Source organism: Pseudomonas ekonensis, from assembly GCF_019145435.1.
Lineage (GTDB): Bacteria > Pseudomonadota > Gammaproteobacteria > Pseudomonadales > Pseudomonadaceae > Aquipseudomonas > Aquipseudomonas ekonensis.
Window position 1 is genome coordinate 352769 of record NZ_JAHSTS010000003.1, and the last position, 21818, is coordinate 374586.

General features: G+C 65.1%; 19 protein-coding genes. 10 read left to right on the plus strand and 9 right to left on the minus strand.

Annotated elements, in window-relative coordinates; all coding sequences use genetic code 11:
- Positions 1-39 precede the first annotated feature (39 nt).
- Positions 40-1158 (plus strand): AlgP family protein, encoded by a 1119-nt coding sequence (locus tag KVG96_RS25585; protein WP_217894512.1) that lies wholly within the window; start codon positions 40-42, stop codon positions 1156-1158.
- Here the strand turns inward: KVG96_RS25585 and KVG96_RS25590 are convergent.
- Positions 1155-1616 (minus strand): TIGR02444 family protein, encoded by a 462-nt coding sequence (locus KVG96_RS25590; RefSeq protein WP_217894513.1) that lies wholly within the window; start codon positions 1614-1616, stop codon positions 1155-1157. The genes KVG96_RS25585 and KVG96_RS25590 overlap by 4 nt on opposite strands.
- A 50-nt stretch (positions 1617-1666) precedes the next feature.
- On the opposite strand from KVG96_RS25590, the gene KVG96_RS25595 reads away from it, so the two are divergent.
- The 3 genes from KVG96_RS25595 (at position 1667) to KVG96_RS25605 (ending at position 5001) form a co-directional block, all read left to right on the plus strand.
- Positions 1667-3577 carry an ATP-binding cassette domain-containing protein gene (locus KVG96_RS25595; protein WP_217894514.1) on the plus strand — a complete coding sequence of 637 codons (1911 nt, stop codon included), beginning with the start codon at positions 1667-1669 and terminating at the stop codon, positions 3575-3577.
- Positions 3577-4158, plus strand: coding sequence for a mechanosensitive ion channel family protein (locus tag KVG96_RS25600; protein ID WP_085581127.1), 582 nt, complete (start codon positions 3577-3579; stop codon positions 4156-4158). Before KVG96_RS25595 ends, KVG96_RS25600 begins: the two co-directional genes overlap by 1 nt.
- A 210-nt stretch (positions 4159-4368) precedes the next feature.
- The gene (locus tag KVG96_RS25605; protein WP_217894515.1) at positions 4369-5001 is read left to right on the plus strand and encodes a LysE family transporter; all 633 of its coding nucleotides are present in this window, start codon (positions 4369-4371) and stop codon (positions 4999-5001) included.
- A 96-nt stretch (positions 5002-5097) separates the two neighbouring features.
- Here the strand turns inward: KVG96_RS25605 and KVG96_RS25610 are convergent, their stop codons facing one another.
- From KVG96_RS25610 to KVG96_RS25630, 5 genes are all read right to left on the minus strand, one after another.
- Positions 5098-5841, minus strand: a complete 744-nt coding sequence (locus tag KVG96_RS25610) for a penicillin-binding protein activator LpoB (RefSeq protein ID WP_217894516.1) — start codon at positions 5839-5841, stop codon at positions 5098-5100.
- Positions 5842-5844: 3 nt separating this feature from the next.
- A complete protein-coding gene (lpoB, locus tag KVG96_RS25615) occupies positions 5845-6432 on the minus strand; it encodes a penicillin-binding protein activator LpoB (protein ID WP_085581121.1) in 588 nt (195 codons plus the stop codon).
- A gap of 36 nt (positions 6433-6468) precedes the next feature.
- Entirely contained in the window at positions 6469-6843 is a 375-nt protein-coding gene (locus tag KVG96_RS25620; protein ID WP_085581119.1) for a YcfL family putative periplasmic lipoprotein, read from the minus strand.
- A gap of 15 nt (positions 6844-6858) precedes the next feature.
- Positions 6859-8253: a COG3014 family protein gene (locus KVG96_RS25625; RefSeq protein ID WP_217894517.1), complete on the minus strand. Its 1395-nt coding sequence runs from the start codon at positions 8251-8253 to the stop codon at positions 6859-6861.
- Between the two features lie 188 nt (positions 8254-8441).
- Positions 8442-9854 (minus strand): COG3014 family protein, encoded by a 1413-nt coding sequence (locus tag KVG96_RS25630; protein WP_217894518.1) that lies wholly within the window; start codon positions 9852-9854, stop codon positions 8442-8444.
- A gap of 144 nt (positions 9855-9998) precedes the next feature.
- On the opposite strand from KVG96_RS25630, the gene KVG96_RS25635 reads away from it, so the two are divergent.
- A complete protein-coding gene (locus KVG96_RS25635) occupies positions 9999-11894 on the plus strand; it encodes an FTR1 family protein (protein ID WP_217894519.1) in 1896 nt (631 codons plus the stop codon).
- A 58-nt stretch (positions 11895-11952) separates the two neighbouring features.
- Here KVG96_RS25635 and elbB read toward each other — a convergent pair whose 3' ends face one another.
- On the minus strand, positions 11953-12621 hold the full coding sequence (gene elbB / locus KVG96_RS25640) for an isoprenoid biosynthesis glyoxalase ElbB (RefSeq protein ID WP_217894520.1): 669 nt from the start codon (positions 12619-12621) through the stop codon (positions 11953-11955).
- Between the two features lie 116 nt (positions 12622-12737).
- On the opposite strand from elbB, the gene KVG96_RS25645 reads away from it, so the two are divergent.
- Complete coding sequence (locus KVG96_RS25645; RefSeq protein ID WP_217894521.1) at positions 12738-13973, plus strand: sterol desaturase family protein; 1236 nt, start codon at positions 12738-12740, stop codon at positions 13971-13973.
- Here the strand turns inward: KVG96_RS25645 and KVG96_RS25650 are convergent.
- Positions 13954-14601, minus strand: coding sequence for a DedA family protein (locus KVG96_RS25650; protein WP_217894522.1), 648 nt, complete (start codon positions 14599-14601; stop codon positions 13954-13956). The genes KVG96_RS25645 and KVG96_RS25650 overlap by 20 nt on opposite strands.
- A 208-nt stretch (positions 14602-14809) precedes the next feature.
- Here KVG96_RS25650 and hemB point away from each other — a divergent pair, with 208 nt between their 5' ends.
- Together hemB and ppk1 are read left to right on the plus strand one after the other, a co-directional pair.
- Positions 14810-15823, plus strand: coding sequence for a porphobilinogen synthase (gene hemB / locus KVG96_RS25655; protein ID WP_217894523.1), 1014 nt, complete (start codon positions 14810-14812; stop codon positions 15821-15823).
- An 18-nt stretch (positions 15824-15841) separates the two neighbouring features.
- On the plus strand, positions 15842-18064 hold the full coding sequence (gene ppk1 / locus KVG96_RS25660) for a polyphosphate kinase 1 (RefSeq protein WP_217894524.1): 2223 nt from the start codon (positions 15842-15844) through the stop codon (positions 18062-18064).
- A 59-nt stretch (positions 18065-18123) separates the two neighbouring features.
- Here the strand turns inward: ppk1 and ppx are convergent, their stop codons facing one another.
- A complete protein-coding gene (gene ppx, locus KVG96_RS25665) occupies positions 18124-19626 on the minus strand; it encodes an exopolyphosphatase (RefSeq protein WP_217894525.1) in 1503 nt (500 codons plus the stop codon).
- Positions 19627-19901: 275 nt separating this feature from the next.
- Here ppx and trxA point away from each other — a divergent pair, with 275 nt between their 5' ends.
- Both trxA and rho read left to right on the plus strand, forming a co-directional pair.
- A complete protein-coding gene (gene trxA, locus KVG96_RS25670) occupies positions 19902-20231 on the plus strand; it encodes a thioredoxin TrxA (protein ID WP_085581099.1) in 330 nt (109 codons plus the stop codon).
- Between the two features lie 248 nt (positions 20232-20479).
- Complete coding sequence (gene rho, locus KVG96_RS25675) at positions 20480-21739, plus strand: transcription termination factor Rho (RefSeq protein ID WP_085581097.1); 1260 nt, start codon at positions 20480-20482, stop codon at positions 21737-21739.
- Positions 21740-21818 lie beyond the last annotated feature (79 nt).

Consider the following 21818-nt stretch of genomic DNA (forward strand, 5'->3'; position numbering starts at 1 on the left):
CTAGTATGAGCCGCACTCACGTCAGCCAGGAGGTAAACCATGTCGGCCACCAAGAAGCCCGTAAACACTCCGTTGCACTTACTCCAACAGCTCTCGGGCAGCCTGCTCGAACATCTGGAAAACGCATGCTCCCAAGCCTTGGCTGATGCTGAAAAACTGCTCGCCAAACTGGAGAAGCAACGCGGCAAGGCGCAAGAGAAACTGCACAAGTCCCGCACCAAACTGCAAGACGCGGCCGCCGCCGGCAAAGCCAAGGCGCAGGCCAAGGCCAAGTCGGCCGTGAAGGAACTCGAAGACCTGCTCGACGCGCTGAAGGGCCGTCAGTCCGACACCCGCAGCTACATTCTGCAACTCAAGCGCGATGCCCAGGAAAGCCTGAAGCTGGCCCAGGGCGTGGGTCGTGTGCAGGAAGCCGCCGGCAAGGCGCTGTCCGCCCGTACGGCCAAGCCGGCCGCCGCCGCACCGGCCAAGAAAGCCGCCGCGAAACCTGCCGCTAAACCCGCTGCAAAACCTGCCGCCGCCAACACCGCTGCCGCCAAGGCACCGGCCAAACCTGCCGCGAAACCCGTCGCCGCCAAAGCGCCGGCGAAGGCTGCCGCCAAACCTGCCGCGAAGAAACCGGCAGCGGCCAGCACCGCCAAGCCTGCGGCCAAACCCGCCGCCAAACCGGCTGTCGCGAAGACTGCCGCCAGCAAGCCGGCCACCGCTAAACCGACTGCCGCCAAAGCCGCCCCGGCGAAGACCGCAGCCGCCAAACCTGCGGCGAAACCAGCAGCGAAACCAGCAGCGAAACCGGCGGTGAAGACCGCTGCCGCGAAACCTGCCGCTAAGCCTGCCGCCGCCAAACCGGCAGCCAAGCCTGCGGCAAAAGCGCCTGCCAAACCGGCCGCCGCGGCGAAACCTGCGACCACCGCCGCCAAGCCGGCCGCTGCAAAACCTGCGGCCAAGCCTGCCGCCAAACCAGCAGCCAAACCTGCCGCGAAAAAACCGGTCGCCGCCAAGCCTGTCGCCAAGCCGGCGACCGCTGCCGCCGCCAAGCCAACCGCAGCAGCGCCTGCTGCCGCCACCGCCCCAACCGCCGCCACCCCGACCAGCGCACCTACACCTGCGCCGGCCGCCGTGTCGAGCGTCGCCAGCAACCCGACCAGCGCCTCCTAAGCGCCGGCCGCCGCGACGCGCAGCACCCGCAGCGCGTCGCGGTTCAGGTTGGCCGCCTCGCCGGCGAGCGCCTCCAGCCAATCACTCGATTCCTTCGAATTGCGCGCCCAACCCTGGGCCATGCCTTCCAGCCGCGACAGCAGCGCGCGCTCCGCCTCCAGTTCCATTCCCTTGATCTGTTCCCGCATGCCCTTGAGCAGCGGGTCGGTATCGGCCGCCTCTTTCCATTGCAGGCGCAGCGCCCGCAGCGGCTGCACCACGTCGCGGTCCCAGGGATCGGTGATCTGCCGAAGCTGGTGCACGCGCCTGTCGTCGCAGGTCGCGTCTCGTTGTTCAAGCCACAGGCCGCACAGCATCAGGCACACGTTCGCCCCCGCCGATTGCAGGCGCAGGCAGGCGGCCTCCACGTCCGGGCGGGCGTAGACGGCCAGGGCAAAGCTCCACAGGTCAGGGGACATCGTGCTACTCGCGCCAGTTGCGGGCGAAGCTGGTAGACTCCGCCGCCATTATGATCCGACTTCAGAACCTGACTTTACAGCGTGGCCCGCAGCGTCTGCTAGAAGACGCCGAGCTGACCCTGCACGCCGGCCACAAGGCCGGCCTCATCGGTGCCAACGGCGCCGGCAAATCCAGCCTGTTCGCCTTGCTGCGCGGCGAGTTGCACCCGGATTCGGGCGACTGCCTGCTGCCGGCCGACTGGCGCATCGCCCACATGCGCCAGGAAGTCGATACGCTCGAACGCCTGGCGGTCGACTACGTGCTCGACGGCGACGTGCGCCTGCGCCAGGTGCAGCGAGACCTCGCGGCGGCCGAAGCGGCCCATGACGGCGAGGCCCTGGCCCGCCTGCACGCCGAACTCGACAGCGCTGACGGCTACACTGCCGATGCGCGTGCGCGCAAGCTGCTGGCAGGCCTCGGTTTCACTAATGAGCAGATGGATCGTCAGGTAGGAGATTTCTCCGGTGGCTGGCGGATGCGTCTGAACCTTGCGCAGGCTTTGATGTGCCCGTCGGATCTGCTGCTGCTCGACGAACCGACCAACCACTTGGATCTCGACGCGATCATCTGGCTGGAGGAGTGGCTCAAGGGCTACCCCGGCACCCTGCTGCTGATTTCCCACGACCGCGACTTCCTCGATGAAGTCGTCGATCACGTGGCCCATGTCGACCAGCGCAAGCTGGTGCTCTACCGCGGCGGCTACACCGCGTTCGAACGCGCCCGCGCCGAGCGACTGGCCCAGCAGCAACAGGCCTACGAGAAGCAGCAGGCGCAGCGTGCGCACATGGAAAGCTACATCGCCCGGTTCAAGGCCCAGGCCACCAAGGCCCGTCAGGCCCAGAGCCGGATCAAGGCCCTGGAGCGGATGGAAGAGCTGTCGGCGGCCCATGTCGATTCACCGTTCGACTTCGTGTTCCGCGAGTCGACCAAGATCTCGAGCCCGCTGATCGACCTGTCCGACGCCCGTCTGGGCTACGGCGAAAAGACCATCCTGGAGAAGGTCAAGCTGCAGTTGACCCCGGGCGCGCGGATCGGCCTGCTCGGCCCCAACGGCGCGGGCAAGTCGACCCTGATCAAGAACCTCGCCGGCGAGCTCTCGCCGCTGGCCGGGCGCCTGACCCGCGGCGAGAACACCGTGGTCGGCTACTTCGCCCAGCATCAGCTCGACTCGCTGGACGCCAAGGCCAGCCCGTTGCTGCACCTGCAGCGACTGGCGCCGACCGAACGCGAGCAGACCCTGCGCGATTTCCTCGGCGGTTTCGACTTCCGCGGCGGGCGGATCGACGAGCCGGTGCTGAATTTCTCCGGCGGCGAGAAGGCGCGTCTGGCCCTGGCGCTGATCGCCTGGGAGCGGCCGAACCTGTTGCTGCTCGACGAGCCGACCAACCACCTGGACCTGGAAATGCGCCTGGCCCTGACCATGGCGTTGCAGGAGTTCAGCGGTGCGGTGCTGGTGGTGTCCCACGACCGGCACCTGCTCAAGAGCACCACGGACAACTTCTACCTGGTGGCGGACGGCAAGGTCGAAGAGTTCGACGGCGACCTCGACGACTACGCCCGTTGGCTGGTGGAGTACCGTCAGCGCAACGCGCCGGTCAGCAGCGCGCCGGTGAACCCGGACAAGACCGACAAGAAGGCCCAGCGCCAGGCCGCCGCTGCGTTGCGTCAGCAACTGGCGCCGCACAAGCGCGAAGCCGACAAGCTCGAAGCGGAGCTGGGCAAGCTGCACGAGAAGCTGGCCAAGGTCGACGCCAGCCTCGGCGACAGCGACATCTACGACCCGGCGCGCAAGAACGAACTGCGTGACCTGCTGGCCGAACAGGCCAAGCTGAAGGCGCGGGAAGCCGAGTTGGAAGAGGCGTGGATGCAAGCGCTGGAAACCCTGGAAAGCATGCAGGCGGAGCTGGAGACGCTGTCTTGATGGAGGCGTTCAAGCTGCCGCTGCCGGCGGTGTGGGTCGAGCCGATCTGGCTCGGCGTGCAGATCCTGCTGATTCTGCTGGCCGCCTACTTCGCCCAGCGCTTCGTCGCCAAATGCCTGACCCGCCTGGGCGAGCGTTACCCGTTCCCGCCGCAGTTGCTGATGCCCCTGCGCGGCGGCCTGCGCTGGCTGATCATGGGCAGCGCGCTGATCTTCGTGCTGGAGCGCCTCGGTGTGTCGGCCACGGTGCTGTGGACGGCGCTGTCCGGTTTCGTCGCGGTGGCGGCGGTGGCGTTCTTCGCCATGTGGAGCGTGCTGTCGAACCTGCTCTGCGCGATCCTGATCTTCACCGTCGGCCCGTTCCGCCTGGGCGATGTGGTCGAACTGGTGGACACCACCGACAAGCCCGGGGTGAAGGGCCGGGTGGTGGCGATCAACCTGCTGTACACCACGCTGATCGAGGCCGAAGAGCTCGGCACCGGCAGCGCCATGGTGCAGGTGCCCAACAGCCTGTTCTTCCAGCGTTCGGTGCGGCGCTGGCGGGGGAGCGATGTGTTTCCTTCGAGCGGGTTCGAGAAGTAAGTCTTCTGTCCGGCGTCGCCTTGGCTGACGCCATCGCCAGCAGGCTGGCTCCTACAGGTCCTGTGGCGTAAGCAAGGGCTTGCCCGTGACGGCGCCACCGGCCCGTAAACGTTGGTCGGCAAGCTGCAACATCCTGCAAAAAATCGGTGGTCATCCGCCCGGATCCGCATTAGCTTGGACGTCTGTCACGAGTCTGAGTCGAGGTGTGCGATGGAGTTTCAAACATGGCTGGCGTTCTTCGCCGCCTGTTGGGTGATCAGCCTGTCTCCGGGCGCCGGCGCGATCGCGTCGATGTCCAGCGGTCTGCAGTATGGTTTCTGGCGCGGTTACTGGAACGCCCTCGGCCTGCAGCTGGGGCTGGCCCTGCAGATCGCGATCGTCGGCGCCGGCGTCGGCGCGATCCTGACGGCCTCGGCCACGGCGTTCTACGCGATCAAGTGGTTCGGTGTGGCCTACCTGGTGTACCTGGCGGTCAAGCAATGGCGTGCGCTGCCCAGCGACATGAGCGACGACGCCGCCGTGCGGCCGATCGGCAAGCCGATGGCGCTGGTGTTCCGCGGGTTCCTGGTGAACATCAGCAACCCCAAGGCCCTGGTGTTCATGCTGGCGGTGCTGCCGCAGTTCATCGACCCGCATGCGCCGCTGCTGATCCAGTACCTGGTGATCGGCGCGACCATGATCTGCGTCGACCTGATCGTCATGGCCGGCTACACCGGCCTGGCGTCTAAGGTGCTGCGCCTGCTGCGTACGCCGAAGCAGCAGAAACGCATGAACCGTACCTTCGCCGGGCTGTTCATCGGCGCGGCGGCGTTCATGGCGACGCTGCGCAAAGCCGCCGTCTGAATCCTGCGGCCACAAAAAAGGCGACCTGTTCAGGTCGCCTTTTTGTTGCCTTGGGATACTTCCCCGCCGACGGTGCTTCTCGGCGTCAGCGGGCGATCACTTGAGGATCACCGGCGCCGTGTCGCGCGGCAGATTGTTGCGCTGCTGCGGTTCGCGCGGCTGCTCGTAACCGCCGCCGCCGAGTTGCATGCTCAGCTGACCGGCCACGTCCTCGCCCAGCGCCTTCGACACGTCACGCACCACCCGCGGGCGGTTCAGCGAGATCTTGATGTCGCGGCCGTTCACCAGTTTGGTGTCCTGCGCCTCACCCATGGCCGTGAAGGCCGAGGTGATCTCGTAGGTCTTGGTGTTGATCAGGCTGAAGTCCGCCACCAGCGTCAGGCCCAGCACGGCCGAGTAGCTGTCGGTGTGGGCCAGCTCGTTCATGTCCTGGGTGAAGTCGATGTCCGACACGGTGCCGAACAGCACGTAGTCGGCGCCCTTGAAGTGACCCGCCTTGATCCGCTTGATCACGTCGTAGACGTCGCCCTTGGACGAGGCGGTGTAGGGCGTGCCCTGCACCAGCTGGAACATCCCGGTGCGCAGGATCTCGCCCTTGATGTCGCCGGTGAACTTGCGCAGCTCGCCCTGCTCGATGTAGCTGGTGGTGGCCTCCAGCTCGTTGTAGCTCGAGGAGCCGCTGGCGCTGTAGTAACCCTCGCGGTAGTTGTTCTGGGCCGAAACGATGTGGATGTACTGCTCCACACGCTCCTGGTACGCCAGGTCCGTCACCGCGACTTTCGGGGCCGCTTGCGCGCCGAACGCGCAAGCCAGGGCCATCATGCCAATCCATGCGCGCATCGGTTAACGCTCCGTGGTTTTGCGGATCTCTTTTTCGTCCATCCACTCGGCCAGACCGCTTTCGACGTCGATCAGTTGCAGGCTGAATTTGTAGAAGACGTCCTTGTAGTCGCTGCTGCGCTTGACGATCGAGCTGATCGAGCCTTCCAGGCGGTACTTGGCGGCGATCATGTTGCCGGTCTTGGCCACGGTGCTCTTCTTGTACAGGCCGCTCTGGTTCTGCAGCTTGAGCTGGTCGACCTGGCTCTGCATCGCGGTGTTGTCGCTGGCGAAGCGGGCGGTGCCGGACTTCATCAGCTGGGTCTTGATGCTGGTGGTGATTTCGCGGGTGTCGATGTACTCGCTGGTCTTGTTCTTCACGTCGTAGACCTGGACCACAGGACGGCCCTGCAGGATGCCGGACTGGGCCAGGGAGCGGGTCATCGACTCGGCGATCATCTGCAGGTCGGTGGAGCCGAATTCGTTGGTCACGGTCTCGACGGCCTTGGTGTCGCCGTAGCTGATGTTCTTGCTGCCCAGGGTCGGCGAAGTGTTGGCGCAGCCGGTGGCCAGCAGGGCGAGGACGGCGATGCAGGAAAAGCGTGCAAACATGGGAATGCTCTCTAAATCGGGAATGGGGTGTCGGGCTTAAGGCGTCTTGAGTTCCAGGCGGAAGTCCACGGCCTTGGGCGTCGGGGCGATGGCCTGGATGAAGCTGGTCTGGGCGCCGTACATCATCTGGCTTTTCCAGACTTCTTCTTCGGCGACCGGGAAGCCTTCAGGGCCGAGCCAGGCGAAGCGGTAGTAGAACGTCTTGTTGCTGTTGAGGGTGTTGCTCAACTGCACGTTGACGGTCATGAAGCCGTTCTCGCGGGCCACGCGCATGGCGCCGACCACGATGTGCTTCTGCGGGCCCATGGCCACGACCTTGCTCGCGGCGCTGCCCGGCTCCGGTGGCGGCGGGGTGGCGCAGCCGCTCGCCAGCAGGGCGAGGGCGGCGACGGCGAAGAGTTTGAAACGCATGCAAAGACTCCGTTCTTAAGGTTGTTTGAGGCTGGCCACGGCGGTGGCGTTGGCGCCCGGGATCACGTGGGCGGCGTTGCCGGCGGCGAACACCTGGCTGCCGACGGCGCGCAACGTGATGACCTGGTAGCGCTGATCGACGGTGACCTTGACCTGCGAACCACCGGCCACGCTTGGCAGGGTCACCTGGTGCTCACCCTTTTTCAGGCGCAGGCGCACCACTTGGGTGGTGTCCGGCAACGTGCGCCACGTACGGGTATCGGCACCTTCGAGCACGGCTGAAGAAATGCCCACCGCCAGGCCCGCCAGCGGGTTGGTTTCGTTGAGTTTCTTTTGCGCCGCGCCCTTGGTGATCGCCCGCACGGCGGTGCGCACGATGATCCCCGGCATGTCGTCGCGCAGGGCGCGGCGGGACATGGCGGTGGTGCTGTTGAGGGCGGTGAGGTCCAGTTGCCGGCCGTCTACGCCGATCTGGGCGAAGGGCGCGGTGGAGGTGTCCGGCTTGATGACCGGGAACGACAGCGGGGTGATCACCAGGTTGTTGTCGATCGGCAGCGGCAACGGCACGCGGATCGAATCGCGGGCCGGCGCCAGGCCGCTCTGCACCACGATCAGGATGTCGCTGTCGTCGGACTTGGCCGGCTTGTCGAGGTTGACCAGCGCCTGTTCCAGCAACGGCGTGTTCGGACGCAGCTCGGCGGCCTTGCGGTAGCCCGGTGCGGCCAGATCCTTCTCGCCCAGCGCTTCATAGACGAAGCCGGCCAGGTAGTGGCTGAACGCACTCTGGTAGCTGTTCTTCAGGCCGACCACTTCCGGCGCGTCGAGGCTGGCGACCGGGTAGCCCTGCAGATCCTTGTACTGGGTCTTGATGCCTTCCTTCTCGGCCTCTTCCTCGCTCTTGAGGTATTCCTTGTCGCGCAGCTCGGCGATCACCGCTTCGCGCTCGTGGGTCTTCTTGATCGCGGTGCGGGCGCCGTCGAAGTCGTTGACCGCCAGCAGGTTGAGGGCCATCTGGGTGGTCAGCATGACCTTTTCGTAGTCGTAGCCTTCGTAGCGGCGCACCTTGTCGTTGACCAGGAAGCTGCCGAACTGGGCCAGGTACTTGTCGGTGTCGAGCTTGACCGAGTCTTCCCACTTGCCCACCACCTGGTCGGCGGCGGTCCAGGCGCCCTGGCTGCCGGACAGGTCGCCCTTGGCGCGCAGCAGTTCGCCTTTCTCGAAGTAGTAGAGCAAGTCCTTGTCGGGACCGGTGTTGTTCTTTTCCAGCAGGGTCAGGGCGGCGTCGACGTTGCCGGCGGCCAGTTGCTGGTTGGTCTGGGCCAGTTCGGAATCATAGTTGCGAAACGCCGAACAGCCGGACAGCAGGGTGACGGCGCTGAGCGCGAGCAGGGTGGGAGCGCGGAATGCCATGGGGGTACTTCTTCCATGAGTGGCGACAGCCCCGGTGCGGGTCGGGCTGCAGGGACCGATCGGCAGGGGTGTTGGCGTCCTGCCGATTCCTCATTAAGAGAGGAGCTTTAATGCCGTTTCGCGATAGCGAGGGCGCGGCATTATAGGTCCGCGGTGCTGGCTATGTAATAGCTTTTTAATTTCACCGGTTAGTTAGGTGCCATTACTTGTGCCGTGTTCGATACGGGCGCCTGCGGCGGCACATAGGCCGCGCCGATGATGAACGCCAGGTCGCCGAACGCCCGCAGGTTGATGACCTGATGGTCCTGGTCGATGCGCACGGTGATCGGCGGCGTGCGCTTGGCGTTGGGAAGGACGAGGGTGTGCTCGCCCTTCTTCAGGCGCAGGCGCGCCACCAGGGTCTTGTCCGGCAGCGTGCGCCAGGTGCGGGTGTCGGCTTCCTCGAACGGATCCCTGGCGGTCACCGTCAGCGAGGCCTTGGCCGGGTTGCGCTCGTTTTCGTTGGCCTGGCCGATCGCGGCCATGTTGGCGCGGAACATGGCGGCGGAAATGATCGCCGGCATGTCGTCGCGCAAGGTGCGCACCGCCATGTCGGTGACGCTGTTGACCTGGGCCAGCGAGCGTTTGCGGCCATCCACCGTGAGGTGGTCGAACCCGGGCGTGACCGCGTCCGGGATCATCACCGGAAACGAGATCGGCGCGACGATGACCAGGTTCTCGTTGAGCCGCACGGGAATCGGCACGGTGACGGACGCCCGGGCGGGCGCCAAGCCGCTCTGCACGACAATCAGGACATCGCTTTCGCCGGACTTGGCCGGCGGTTTGTCGAGGTTGCGCAGCGCCTGCTCGAGAAACGGAAGGTTGGGCCGCAGTTCGATCGCCTGCCGATAGCCGGGCGCGGCCAGGGTCCGCTCTCCCAGCGCTTCGTAGGTGAACCCGGCCAGGTAATGGCTGAACGCGCTCTGATAGCCGTTCTTGAGCTCGATGACCGGCGGCGCCTCCAGGGTGGTCACCGGATAGCCTTGCAGATCCTTGTAGTGGAGCCGGGTGCCCTGGGCCTTGGCCTGGTTCTCGACCTCTTCGTACTGCCGTTCGCGCTGGCTGGCGATCAGCGTTTCGCGCTCGTGGGTCTTCTTGATGTCGGCCCGCGCACCGTCGAAGTCATTCATCGCCAGTTGGTTGAGGGCCATCTGGGTGGTCAGCATGACCTTTTCGTAATCGTAGCCGTCGTAGCGCTGCAGCTTGTCGTTGACCAGCATCATGCCCATTTCCTTGTAGAAGCGGTTGAGCAGCTTCACCGGGGCGGAAGGCACCGCTTCTTCGCGGTGGAGAATCATCCGGTCGGCGCTGCGCCAGGTCGCCTGGCTCTCCGGCAGGGCATTGCCGAGGCTGAGGACGGCGCCTTTCTCGAAGTAATAGAGCAGGTCCTTGTCTTCCCACGGGTTGTTCCGCTCGATCAGGTACAGCGCGTTGTCGAGGTTGCCCATCATCAACTGGTCGTTGGTCTGCTGCATTTCCAGGTCGTAGTTGCGGTAGGTGGCGCACCCGCCCAGTTGCGCGAGAAGGCTGAACAGCAGGGAAAGCAGCAGGCAGTGGCGCATGGGGAGCGTTTCTTCCTTGAGCGTTGGGGTGGCGCATTATAGGGACGGGTGCTGGCCATGTGCTCTGCATCGGCAAGAAAGCTTGAGGGAAACGCGTTCGACGTGAACAATATGTAACTTCGCATTTCCACTTGAGACTCATTCATGACTGCCGCGTCCCGATTCCTGGCCTGGCTGGTGTTCCCGTTTTGCGTGCTGGGCAGCTTCGACCTGCTGGCCGATACCGTGGAAGGCGCACCGCAGGCGCTGCACCTGCTCGATTACATCAGCGCCGACTACCCGCCGACGGTGGCGGCCGGCAAGGTCATCGATGACGCGGAGTACCGTGAGCAGTTGGAGTTCACCCAGGTGCTGCAAGGGCTGATCGCGGCCATGCCGGCCAAGCCCGAGAAGGCTGGGCTGGAGCAGGGCGTCAGCGCGTTGCGTGCGGCCATCGCGGCCAGGCAGGACGGCGCGGACGTCGCCCGCCAGGCCCGGCAGTTGGGCGCGCAACTGGCGGTGGCCTACGAGGTCAGTCAGGCGCCGGTGATCACCCCCGACCCGACCCGCGGCGCGCCGCTCTACGCCCAGCACTGTTCGGTCTGCCACGGCGAAACCGGTGCCGGCGACGGCCCGGCGGGCGTCGGCCTGACCCCGGCCCCGGCCAACCTGCGCGATGCCGTGCGCATGGACCGCCTGAGCCTGTACGCGATCTACAGCACCCTCGGCCAAGGCGTCGAAGGCACCGACATGCCGGCCTTCGCCGACCAGCTCGACGACCGTCAGCGCTGGGATCTGGCGACCTACATCGCCCAGTTCAGCGTCGATTCGGCTGCGCCGGCATCCGAAAAGACCTACAACATCGCCGACCTGGCCCGTCAGACCCCGGCCGAAGTGCAGGCGGCCGAAGGCCCGCAGGCCGCTGCGCTGTTCCGCGCGCAGCGGGCGCAGCCGCCGCAGGTCAAGCGCGGCCCGGCGCAGTTGCTCGACTACACCGCCGCGACCCTGGACAAGAGCCTCGCCGCCTACCGTGCCGGCGAGCGCGACCAGGCGTATGACCTGTCGGTGGCCGCCTATCTCGAAGGCTTCGAACTGGTCGAAAGCTCCCTGGACAACGTCGACGCCAACGTGCGCAAGGACACCGAAAAGTCCCTGATGGCCTATCGGCAGTCCCTGCAGGACGGTTTGCCGGTGGCCCAGGCCGAACAGCGTTTGGACGCGGCCAAGGCCAAGCTCAAGGAGTCTGCCGGGCTGCTGGGCAGCGATGGCCTGAGCTGGTCGCTGAGCTACATCTCCGGGCTGCTGATCCTGCTGCGCGAAGGGCTGGAAGCGATTCTGGTGCTGGCGGCGATCCTCGCGTTCCTGCGCAACACCGGCCAGCAGTCGGCGGTGCGCAGCGTCAACGTCGGCTGGGGCCTGGCCTTGCTCGCCGGCCTCGGCACCTGGGCGCTGGCGGCGTACGTGATCGACGTCAGCGGCTCCCAGCGCGAGCTGCTCGAAGGCGCCACGGCGCTGTTCGCCAGCGTGATGGTGCTGTGGCTCGGGGTGTGGATGCACGACCGCCGTCACGCGGCGGCCTGGCAGGACTACATCAAGCAGAGCCTGGTGGGCGGCGGCGGGCGTTTCGGTTTCGCGGTGCTGGCGTTCTTCTCGGTGTACCGCGAGCTGTTCGAAGTGATCCTGTTCTACGAAACCCTGTGGCTGCAGGCCGGCCCCGCCGGGCATGACGCCGTGCTGGCGGGCGGTGCCACGGCGCTGGTGCTGCTGGTCGGCCTGGCGTGGGTGATCCTGCGCGGTTCGGCGAAACTGCCGCTGGCGCTGTTCTTCAGCATCAACGCCGGCCTGCTGTGCGCATTGTCGGTGGTGTTCGCCGGGCATGGCGTGAAGGCGTTGCAGGAGGCGGGCATCTTCGGCACCCGGCCGGTGGCGTTCTTCGAGTTCGACTGGCTGGGAATCCATGCCGACGCCTACTCGCTGACGGCTCAGGCTGTGGCGATCGCGGCGATCGTCATCCTCTACGGCCGCAGCCGGGTGGCGGAGAAGCGGCGGGCGACGGCCTGACCGCAGAAGCAATAGTGGTGAGGGAGCGAGCTCCCTCACCACAAAGGGGCGCTTGCGCTTAGGCGTCGTTTTCGTGGGTCAGTTCCAGCACGCGGTCGACCAGCTTGTTGATCCCCGAAGCTGCCTCGCCGATCGATTTCGCCAGCATGTAGGCCGGGGTGGTCACCAGTTTGCGAGCCTTGTCTTCGACGATGTCGGTTACCGCGCAGTCTTCGTGGGTGGCGCCCATCTTGCCGATGGCCGCCGCGGTGTCGGCGTCGTTGCCGATGGTGCAGGTCACGCCCGGGCCGTAGATCTTCGCCGCCAGCGCCGGCGAGATGCAGATCAGCCCCACCGGCTTGCCCGCTTCGGCAAAGGCTTCGGCCAGGGCCAGCACCTCAGGCTGCACGGTGCAGCCGGGGCCCTGGACGGCGAAGTCGGACAGGTTCTTCGCCGCACCGAAGCCGCCGGGCACGATCAGCGCGTCGAAGTCCTCGACGTCGGCCTCGCGCAGATCCTTGACCTCGCCCCGGGCGATGCGCGCCGACTCCACCAGCACGTTGCGCGACTCGGGCATCTCCTCGCCGGTCAGGTGGTTGACCACATGCCGTTGCGCGATGTCCGGGGCGAAGCACTGCACCTGGGCGCCGCGCTGGTCGAGGCGCAGCAGGGTGATGACGCTTTCGTGGATCTCGGCGCCGTCGTACACGCCGCAGCCGGACAGGATCACTGCGATTTTCTTGCTCATGGGGCTTTCTCCAGATTCATGGCGTTAAATGTCCACTAATTTGTCACTCGTTGCCATAGGGATAATTCGCGGCTACACCTAGGATCTGTCCTCAAAGATCACGATCAGGGCGCGTCATGGATTTCATTCTGTATGCGGTACCGTTCTTCTTTGTGCTGATCGCGGCGGAGCTCGTCGCCGACCGCTGGCGCGGGGTGAGCAACTATCGCCTGGCCGATGCGGTGAACAGCATCAGCACCGGCGTGCTGTCGACCACCACCGGCCTGTTGACCAAAGGCGTGGGGCTGGTGACCTATGCGTTCGCCCTGGATCACCTGGCCCTGCTGCGGCTGCCGGCCGACAGCGTCTGGGTCTGGGTGTTCGCCTTCGTGTTCTATGACTTCTGCTACTACTGGCTGCACCGCATGGGCCATGAGCGCAACATCCTGTGGGCCGCGCACTCGGTGCATCACCAGAGCGAGGACTACAACCTTTCCACGGCGCTGCGCCAGACCAGCACCGGGTTCCTGCTGAGCTGGATCTTCTACCTGCCGATGGCGCTGGCCGGGGTGCCGCTGCCGGTGTTCGTCAGCGTGGCGGCGCTGAACCTGCTGTACCAGTTCTGGGTGCACACCCGGCACATCCCCAAGCTGGGCTGGTTCGAGCGGTTCTTCGTCACGCCGTCCAACCATCGGGCCCACCATGCGCAGAACGCTCTCTATATGGACCGCAATTACGGCGGGGTGTTCATCGTTTGGGACAGGCTGTTCGGCTCGTTCCAGGAAGAGGACGACAACGAGCCGGTGATTTTCGGCGTGACCACGCCGCTGGCGAGCTGGAACCCGCTGTGGGCCAACCTGCAGTTCTACGCGCAGCTGTGGGACGACGCGCGCCGCACGCGCAGCAAATGGGACAAGCTGCGGATCTGGTTCATGCGCACCGGCTGGCGCCCGGCGGACGTGGCGGCGAAGTACCCGATGAGCAAGCCGGACCTGAGCCAGTTCCGCAAGTTCGAGGTGCCGCTGGACGGCCGCCAGCAGTGGTACGTGGTGCTGCAGTTCGGCGTCTACATCGCGCTGGGCAGCTACCTGATGAACCTGGAACACAGCCTGCCCGCCGGCGCGCTGGTGCTCGGCTGGGGCGCGGTGGCGCTGGGGCTGTTCGCGTTGGGCACGGCGTTGGAGAACCGCCCGTGGGCGTTTAGGGTGGAGCTGCTGCGGCTGGCCTCGAACCTGCCGCTGGTGTGGCTGGCGCCGCTGGTCGGGCTGTGGCCGGCCAGCCCGGTGGCGTGGATCGGCCTGCTCAGCTACACCTTGCTCAGCGGCATCGGCCTGTACTGCTGCCGCCAGCGGCTCACTCGGCTGGCGTCTTAGGCTCGGCGGCGCTGGCCAGTTCGGCCTTGCGACGCTCGGCCCTGGCGGCCTGTTCGTCTTCGTAGACCTGCTTGGCCAGCCGCGCGTTCTTGAAGCGCCGGCGCAGCCACAGCAGAAGGCCCAGCACCAGCAGGCCGCCCAGCACCCACAGTTCGTACTTCTTGATGCTGCCGAGCATGCCTTCGAGCACGGCGCCGAAGTGGTACGCAGCGGCGGCCAGCGCGGCGGCCCAGATGGCCGCGCCGATGCCGTTGAGGAGCAGGTAGCGTCCCGGCGGATAGCCCGACAGGCCGATCGCCACCGGCATCACCGTGCGCAGGCCGTAGACGAAGCGGAAGCTCAGCACCCAGATGTCCGGATGCTTGCGGATGTGCTCCAGCGCCCGGTCGCCCATCATCTGCCAGCGCGGTTTGCGCGCCAGCAGCTTGCGCCCGTGCTTGCGGCCCAGGAAGTACCACAACTGGTCGCCGGCATAGCTGCCGAAGAACGCCACGACCACCACCAGGTTGATGTCCATGTAGCCACGGAACGCGAGGAAGCCCGCGAGCACCAGGATGGTTTCGCCTTCGAAGAACGTGCCGAGAAACAAGGCAAAGTAGCCGAAGTCATGCAGAAATTGTTGGAGCATTGTCTGGGTGCTGGCGAAATGAACGCGCAGCCTAACCCTTCGGACACATTCAGGAAAGTGTCGAAATGTGTCTCGACGTGAACAATTCCTACACAGACAATGGAATGCGACTACCTGTCACAGGGGTGCACATAACTGTAATACGACCGTCATAATGGCCGCTTATAACTGTCACGCTCGCCCGTCAGCGCGGGCTCAGGAGTCTGCCGTGAGCTTTACCCCTGCCAACCGCTTGTTCCCAGCCACCCGCCTGCGTCGCAACCGCCGTGACGGGTTTTCCCGTCGGCTGGTGCGTGAAAACGTGTTGACGGTCGACGACCTGATCCTGCCGGTGTTCGTGCTCGACGGCGAGAACCGCCGCGAAGCCGTGGCCTCGATGCCGGGCGTGGAGCGCCTGACCGTCGATCTGCTGCTGGAAGAGGCGGCCAAGTGGGTCGAGCTGGGCATTCCGGCGCTGGCGCTGTTCCCGGTCACCCCGCCCGGGCTCAAGTCCCTCGACGCCGCCGAAGCCTGGAACCCCGAGGGCATCGCCCAGCGCGCCACCCGGGCCCTGCGTGCGCGGTTCCCAGAACTGGGCGTGATCACCGACGTCGCCCTGGATCCGTTCACCACCCACGGCCAGGACGGCATCCTCGATGAAAGCGGCTACGTGCAGAACGACATCACCGTCGATGCGCTGGTCAGGCAGGCGTTGTCCCATGCCGAGGCCGGCGCCCAGGTGGTGGCCCCGTCGGACATGATGGACGGGCGCGTCCAGGCGATCCGCGAGGCCCTGGAAGTGGCCGGCCACGTCAACGTGCGCATCATGGCCTACTCGGCCAAGTACGCCAGCGCCTATTACGGGCCGTTCCGCGACGCGGTGGGCTCGGCGGCGAACCTGGGCAAGGCTGACAAGGCCTCCTATCAGATGGATCCGGCCAACAGCGACGAAGCCCTGCACGAAGTGGGCGCCGACTTGTCTGAAGGCGCGGACATGGTGATGGTCAAGCCGGGCATGCCGTACCTGGACATCCTGTTCCGGGTGAAGGATGCCTTCAAGGTGCCGACCTTCGTCTATCAGGTCAGCGGCGAATACGCCATGCACATGGCGGCGATCCAGAACGGCTGGTTGAGCGAAGGCGTGATCCTCGAATCCCTGACCGCCTTTAAACGTGCGGGCGCTGATGGCATCCTGACTTACTTTGCTGTCCGTGCCGCCCAATTGTTACGAGAGCAGAAATAGCCCTCCCAGGAACATTCGATGAATACCGAAGGACTCACTGAAGTTGCCGTAAAAGACGCTCAACCCGTGGTCGAGCAGATCACCGAGACGCCACCGGAGCTGGAGCCCGCGCCACCCGCGCCGGCCGCCGAAGCCGCTGCGGCCCCGGTGATCGCGATTCCGGGCCTGGATGACAGCAGCCTGTACATCCACCGCGAATTGTCGCAGCTGCAGTTCAACATCCGCGTGCTGGAACAGGCGCTGGACGAGTCCTATCCGTTGCTGGAGCGTTTGAAGTTCCTGCTGATCTTCTCCAGCAACCTCGACGAATTCTTCGAAATCCGCGTCGCCGGCCTCAAGAAGCAGATCACCTTCGCCCGTGAACAGGCCGGCGCCGACGGCCTGCAGCCGCACCAGGCCCTGGCCCGCATCAGCGAACTGGTGCACGGCCACGTGGACCGCCAATACGCGATCCTCAACGACATCCTGCTGCCGGAACTGGAAAAGCATCAGATCCGCTTCATCCGCCGCCGCTACTGGACCACCAAGCTCAAGACCTGGGTGCGCCGCTATTTCCGCGACGAGATCGCGCCGATCATCACCCCGATCGGCCTCGACCCGACGCACCCGTTCCCGCTGCTGGTGAACAAGAGCCTGAACTTCATCGTCGAGCTCGAAGGCATCGACGCCTTCGGCCGCGACTCGGGCCTGGCGATCATCCCGGCGCCGCGCCTGCTGCCGCGGATCATCAAGGTGCCGGAAGAGGTCGGCGGCCCGGGCGCCAACTACGTGTTCCTGTCGTCGATGATCCACGCCCACGCCGATGACCTGTTCCAGGGCATGAAGGTCAAGGGCTGCTACCAGTTCCGCCTGACCCGCAACGCTGACCTGGCGCTTGACTCCGAAGACGTCGAAGACCTGGCCCGTGCCCTGCGCGGCGAGCTGTTCTCGCGCCGCTACGGCGACGCGGTGCGCCTGGAAGTCGCCGACACTTGCCCCAAGCATCTGTCCGACTACCTGCTCAAGCAGTTCAACCTGAGCGAGACCGAGCTGTATCAGGTCAACGGCCCGGTCAACCTGACCCGCCTGTTCAGCATCACCGGCCTGGACAGCCATCCGGAGCTGCAGCACGCTCCGTTCACCCCGCAGATCCCCAAGCTTCTGCAGAACAGCGAAAACATCTTCAGCGTGGTCAGCAAGCAGGACATCCTGCTGCTGCACCCGTTCGAGTCGTTCACGCCGGTGGTGGACCTGCTGCGCCAGGCGGCCAAGGATCCGCACGTCCTGGCGGTGCGCCAGACCCTGTACCGCTCCGGCGCAAACTCGGAAATCGTCGATGCGCTGGTGGACGCCGCGCGCAACGGCAAGGAAGTGACCGCGGTCATCGAGCTGCGCGCGCGCTTCGACGAAGAGTCCAACCTGCAGCTGGCCAGCCGTCTGCAGGCGGCCGGCGCGGTGGTGATCTACGGCGTGGTCGGCTTCAAGACCCACGCCAAGATGATGCTGATCCTGCGCCGCGAGCAGGGTGAGATCGTGCGTTACGCCCACCTCGGCACCGGCAACTACCACGCCGGCAACGCCCGTCTGTACACCGACTACAGCCTGCTGACCTCCGACGATGCCCTGTGCGAAGACGTCGGCAAGCTGTTCAGCCAGCTGATCGGCATGGGCAAGACGCTGCGCATGAAGAAGCTGCTGCATGCGCCGTTCACCCTGAAGAAGGGCATGCTCGACATGATCGCCCGCGAGACGCAGTTCGCCCTCGACGGCAAGCCGGCGCACATCATCGCCAAGTTCAACTCGCTGACCGATCCGAAGATCATCCGCGCGCTGTACAAGGCCAGTCAGTCCGGCGTGCGCATCGACCTGGTGGTGCGTGGCATGTGCTGCCTGCGTCCGGGCATCGCCGGGGTGTCGCACAACATCCACGTGCGTTCGATCATCGGCCGTTTCCTGGAGCACACCCGGGTGTTCTACTTCCTCAACGGCGGCGAGGAGCAGATGTTCCTCTCCAGCGCCGACTGGATGGAGCGTAACCTCGACAAGCGGGTCGAGACCTGCTTCCCGGTGGAAGGCAAGAAACTGCTGACCCGGGTCAAGAAGGAGCTGGAGTTGTACCTGACCGACAACACCCACAGTTGGAGCCTGCAGTCGGACGGCCGCTACATCCGCAACACGCCGACCGGCAACCAGAACCCGCGCAGCGCCCAGGCGACGCTGCTGGAGCGGCTGGGCAGCCCGATCCTGCCGGTCAGCAGCTGACCGGCGCTCAGGCACAAAAAAGGCGATCCCTCGGGATCGCCTTTTTCATGGCCGGTGGCTCAGTGAACGGTCAGCACGATCCCGACCCGCGTCAGCCACTCCGCCTCCAGGGCGAAATCCGCCTGGGTCAGCTGGTTGTCGTCCAGCCAGTTTTCCGGGAACTCCACATCGAGGGTGTCGCCGTTGGCGTGCAGCGCCACTTGCGGCATCGCCTGGGTGCCGCGGATGTGGTGGAACAGGATGGCGAAGCGCAGCAGCACGCACAGGCGGATCAGCTTGATGCCGTCATCGTCGAACTCGGCGAACTTGTCCTTGGGGATGTTGCGGCGGTGGCCGCGCACCAGCAGCGCCAGCATCTGCTGGTCCTCGCGGGAGAACCCGGCCAGGTCCGAGTGCTCGATCAGGTAGGCGCCGTGCTTGTGGTAGTGGTAGTGGGCGATGTCCAGCCCGACTTCGTGCACTTTCGCCGCCCAGCCCAGCAGTTCGCGCCAGATGCCGTCGTCCAGGTCCCAGTCTGCGGCGACCTGGTCGAAGGCGTGCAGGGCCTTGCGCTCGACCCGCACCGCCTGTTCCAGGTCGACGTGGTAGCGCTCCATCAGCGAGGTCAGGGTGCGCTCGCGCACGTCTTCGTGATGGTGGCGGCCCAGCAGGTCGTACAGCACGCCTTCGCGCAGCGCGCCTTCGCAGTGATCCATGCGCTTGAGCTCGAGGGCGTCGAAGATCGCCTCGAGAATCGCCAGGCCCGCCGGGAAGATCGCCCGGCGGTCAGGCTTGATGCCTTCGAAGTCGATCTTTTCCACGTCGCCGAGCTTGAACAGCCGGCGCTTGAGCCAGGCCAGGCCTTCGGCGTTGACCTCGCCCGAGCCGTGGCCGCCGGCCTTCAGCGCCAGGCCGATGGCGCGGATGGTGCCCGAGGAGCCGATGGCCTCGTCCCAGGTCAGGCGGTGCAGGGCGTGCTCGATGCTCATGATCTCCAGCCGTGCCGCCGTATAGGCCTGGGCGTAGCGGGCCGGGGTGATCTTGCCGTCCTTGAAGTAGCGTTGGGTGAAGCTGACGCAGCCCATCTGCAGGCTTTCGCGCAGCAGCGGCTCGAAGCGCTGGCCGATGATGAACTCGGTGCTGCCGCCGCCGATGTCGGCCACCAGGCGCTTGCCCGGCGTGTCGGCGAGGGTGTGGGACACGCCCAGATAGATGAGGCGCGCCTCTTCGCGGCCGGAGATGACCTCCACCGGATGGCCGAGGATCTCTTCGGCGCGGTGGATGAACTCGACGCGGTTGCGCGCCTCGCGCAGGGCGTTGGTGCCGACGATCCGCACGGCGCCCAGGGGCATGCCGTTGATCAGTTGGGCAAAGCGCTTGAGGCAGTCGAGCCCGCGCTGCATGGATTCTTCGTTGAGGTGGCGCTCTTCGTCGATGCCGGCGGCGAGCTGGACCTTCTCCCCGAGGCGTTCGAGAATGCGGATCTCGCCGTTCTGGGCCTTGGCCACGACCATGTGGAAGCTGTTGGAGCCCAGGTCGATCGCGGCGATCAGGGACAGATTCTTGGCTTGGTTCTGGGGCATGGTCAGGGGGTCTCGGTCGATAACCCCGACATCGTGCCACGATCAAACGCCGCCGCCAACGCGCAGGGGCCAAACCCTTGATCCTGCGCAGATTCGCGCAAGATCCTTGGCCGACCGGAGCCGTCGCCTTTCGCCGGGCCCCCGGCGGCGCGCGGTTTGGGCTATACCCAAACTCATGAGCCACCATAGCGAGACTCAATCATCTGCGGCTTCCTGAACAGGGGAAGGGCAGCTATGATGGGCCACGTTTTTTTGCTTACAACCTGGAGAATTCCATGAGCAGCGATCTGATCAAACACGTTAGCGACGCTAGCTTCGAAGCTGACGTACTCAAGGCCGAAGGCGCTGTCCTGGTCGACTACTGGGCTGAGTGGTGCGGCCCGTGCAAGATGATCGCCCCGGTCCTGGACGACATCGCCGCCGAGTACCAGGGCAAGGTGACCGTCGCCAAGCTGAACATCGACGAGAACCAGGAAACCCCGGCCAAGCACGGCGTGCGCGGCATCCCGACCCTGATGCTGTTCAAGAACGGCAACGTCGAAGCGACCAAGGTCGGCGCGCTGTCGAAGTCCCAGCTCAAGGCTTTCCTCGACGCCAGCCTCTGAGCGCCGCTGTAAAGTCCCGCTGAAAAAGGCCCCGCAAATTGCGGGGCTTTTTGCGTATTCAGGGCTAGACGCTCCGAAACTCAGGTGATACATTCGGCCCCGCACTGGTTTCTCCACTGCCCCCTGCTAGCCGTCGCCGACGCACTCCTTTCGAACAAGTACGCGATCCTGTCGCCTTCTCCGCGGCGCGGCCTCATTAAGCCAAAAGCTTAATTTCCCCCCTCTATAAATGATTACGTCATTCCTATATGAATCTGACTGAACTCAAGCAAAAGCCGATTACCGACCTGCTCCAGCTGGCCGAAGACATGGGCATAGAAAATATGGCCCGTTCGCGCAAGCAGGACGTGATTTTCTCCCTGCTGAAGAAGCACGCGAAAAGCGGTGAGGAAATCTCCGGTGATGGCGTGCTGGAGATTCTCCAGGACGGCTTCGGCTTCCTGCGCTCCGCTGACGCTTCCTACCTCGCAGGTCCCGACGACATCTACGTCTCGCCGAGCCAGATCCGCCGTTTCAACCTTCGCACCGGCGACACCATCGTCGGCAAGATCCGTCCGCCGAAGGAAGGCGAGCGTTATTTCGCCCTGCTCAAGGTCGACACGATCAACTTCGACCGTCCCGAGAACGCGAAGAACAAGATTCTGTTCGAGAACCTGACCCCGCTGTTCCCGAACGTGCGCATGAAGATGGAAGCCGGCAACGGTTCCACCGAAGACCTGACCGGTCGTGTGATCGATCTGTGCGCGCCGATCGGTAAAGGCCAGCGTGGTCTGATCGTGGCGCCGCCGAAGGCCGGTAAAACGATCATGCTGCAGAACATCGCAGCGAACATCGCCCGTAACAACCCAGAAGTTCACCTGATCGTGCTGTTGATCGACGAACGTCCGGAAGAAGTGACCGAAATGCAGCGCACCGTGCGCGGCGAAGTGGTCGCCTCGACCTTCGACGAGCCGCCGACCCGTCACGTGCAGGTGGCCGAAATGGTGATCGAGAAGGCCAAGCGCCTGGTCGAGCACAAGAAGGACGTGGTGATCCTGCTGGACTCCATCACCCGTCTGGCCCGTGCCTACAACACCGTGATCCCGAGCTCCGGCAAGGTGCTGACCGGTGGTGTCGATGCCCACGCCCTGGAGAAGCCGAAGCGTTTCTTCGGTGCCGCGCGTAACATCGAAGAAGGCGGCTCGCTGACCATCATCGCCACCGCGCTGGTCGAGACCGGCTCGAAGATGGACGAAGTGATCTACGAAGAGTTCAAGGGCACCGGCAACATGGAACTGCCGCTGGACCGCCGCATCGCCGAGAAGCGCGTGTTCCCGGCCATCAACATCAACAAGTCCGGCACCCGCCGCGAAGAGTTGCTGACCGCCGACGACGAACTGCAGCGCATGTGGATCCTGCGCAAGCTGCTGCACCCGATGGACGAAGTCGCGGCCATCGAGTTCCTGGTCGACAAGCTGAAGACGACCAAGACCAACGACGAATTCTTCCTGTCGATGAAGCGCAAGTGACATAGACGGTCGAGTCCGAAAAGTGGCGCCCTGCGGGGCGCCATTTTTTTTGCCTGTTTTTTGTCCGGGCGATGGGAGG

Excerpts from the sequence above, each read along its gene's own strand:
- KVG96_RS25585 (WP_217894512.1), top strand. The coding sequence starts at position 40 with ATGTCGGCCACCAAGAAGCCCGTAAACACTCCGTTGCACTTACTCCAA.
- KVG96_RS25590 (WP_217894513.1), bottom strand. The coding sequence starts at position 1,616 with ATGTCCCCTGACCTGTGGAGCTTTGCCCTGGCCGTCTACGCCCGCCCG.
- KVG96_RS25595 (WP_217894514.1), top strand. The coding sequence starts at position 1,667 with ATGATCCGACTTCAGAACCTGACTTTACAGCGTGGCCCGCAGCGTCTG.
- KVG96_RS25600 (WP_085581127.1), top strand. The coding sequence starts at position 3,577 with ATGGAGGCGTTCAAGCTGCCGCTGCCGGCGGTGTGGGTCGAGCCGATC.
- KVG96_RS25605 (WP_217894515.1), top strand. The coding sequence starts at position 4,369 with ATGGAGTTTCAAACATGGCTGGCGTTCTTCGCCGCCTGTTGGGTGATC.
- KVG96_RS25610 (WP_217894516.1), bottom strand. The coding sequence starts at position 5,841 with ATGCGCGCATGGATTGGCATGATGGCCCTGGCTTGCGCGTTCGGCGCG.
- lpoB (WP_085581121.1), bottom strand. The coding sequence starts at position 6,432 with ATGTTTGCACGCTTTTCCTGCATCGCCGTCCTCGCCCTGCTGGCCACC.
- KVG96_RS25620 (WP_085581119.1), bottom strand. The coding sequence starts at position 6,843 with ATGCGTTTCAAACTCTTCGCCGTCGCCGCCCTCGCCCTGCTGGCGAGC.
- KVG96_RS25625 (WP_217894517.1), bottom strand. The coding sequence starts at position 8,253 with ATGGCATTCCGCGCTCCCACCCTGCTCGCGCTCAGCGCCGTCACCCTG.
- KVG96_RS25630 (WP_217894518.1), bottom strand. The coding sequence starts at position 9,854 with ATGCGCCACTGCCTGCTGCTTTCCCTGCTGTTCAGCCTTCTCGCGCAA.
- KVG96_RS25635 (WP_217894519.1), top strand. The coding sequence starts at position 9,999 with ATGACTGCCGCGTCCCGATTCCTGGCCTGGCTGGTGTTCCCGTTTTGC.
- elbB (WP_217894520.1), bottom strand. The coding sequence starts at position 12,621 with ATGAGCAAGAAAATCGCAGTGATCCTGTCCGGCTGCGGCGTGTACGAC.
- KVG96_RS25645 (WP_217894521.1), top strand. The coding sequence starts at position 12,738 with ATGGATTTCATTCTGTATGCGGTACCGTTCTTCTTTGTGCTGATCGCG.
- KVG96_RS25650 (WP_217894522.1), bottom strand. The coding sequence starts at position 14,601 with ATGCTCCAACAATTTCTGCATGACTTCGGCTACTTTGCCTTGTTTCTC.
- ppk1 (WP_217894524.1), top strand. The coding sequence starts at position 15,842 with ATGAATACCGAAGGACTCACTGAAGTTGCCGTAAAAGACGCTCAACCC.
- ppx (WP_217894525.1), bottom strand. The coding sequence starts at position 19,626 with ATGCCCCAGAACCAAGCCAAGAATCTGTCCCTGATCGCCGCGATCGAC.
- trxA (WP_085581099.1), top strand. The coding sequence starts at position 19,902 with ATGAGCAGCGATCTGATCAAACACGTTAGCGACGCTAGCTTCGAAGCT.
- rho (WP_085581097.1), top strand. The coding sequence starts at position 20,480 with ATGAATCTGACTGAACTCAAGCAAAAGCCGATTACCGACCTGCTCCAG.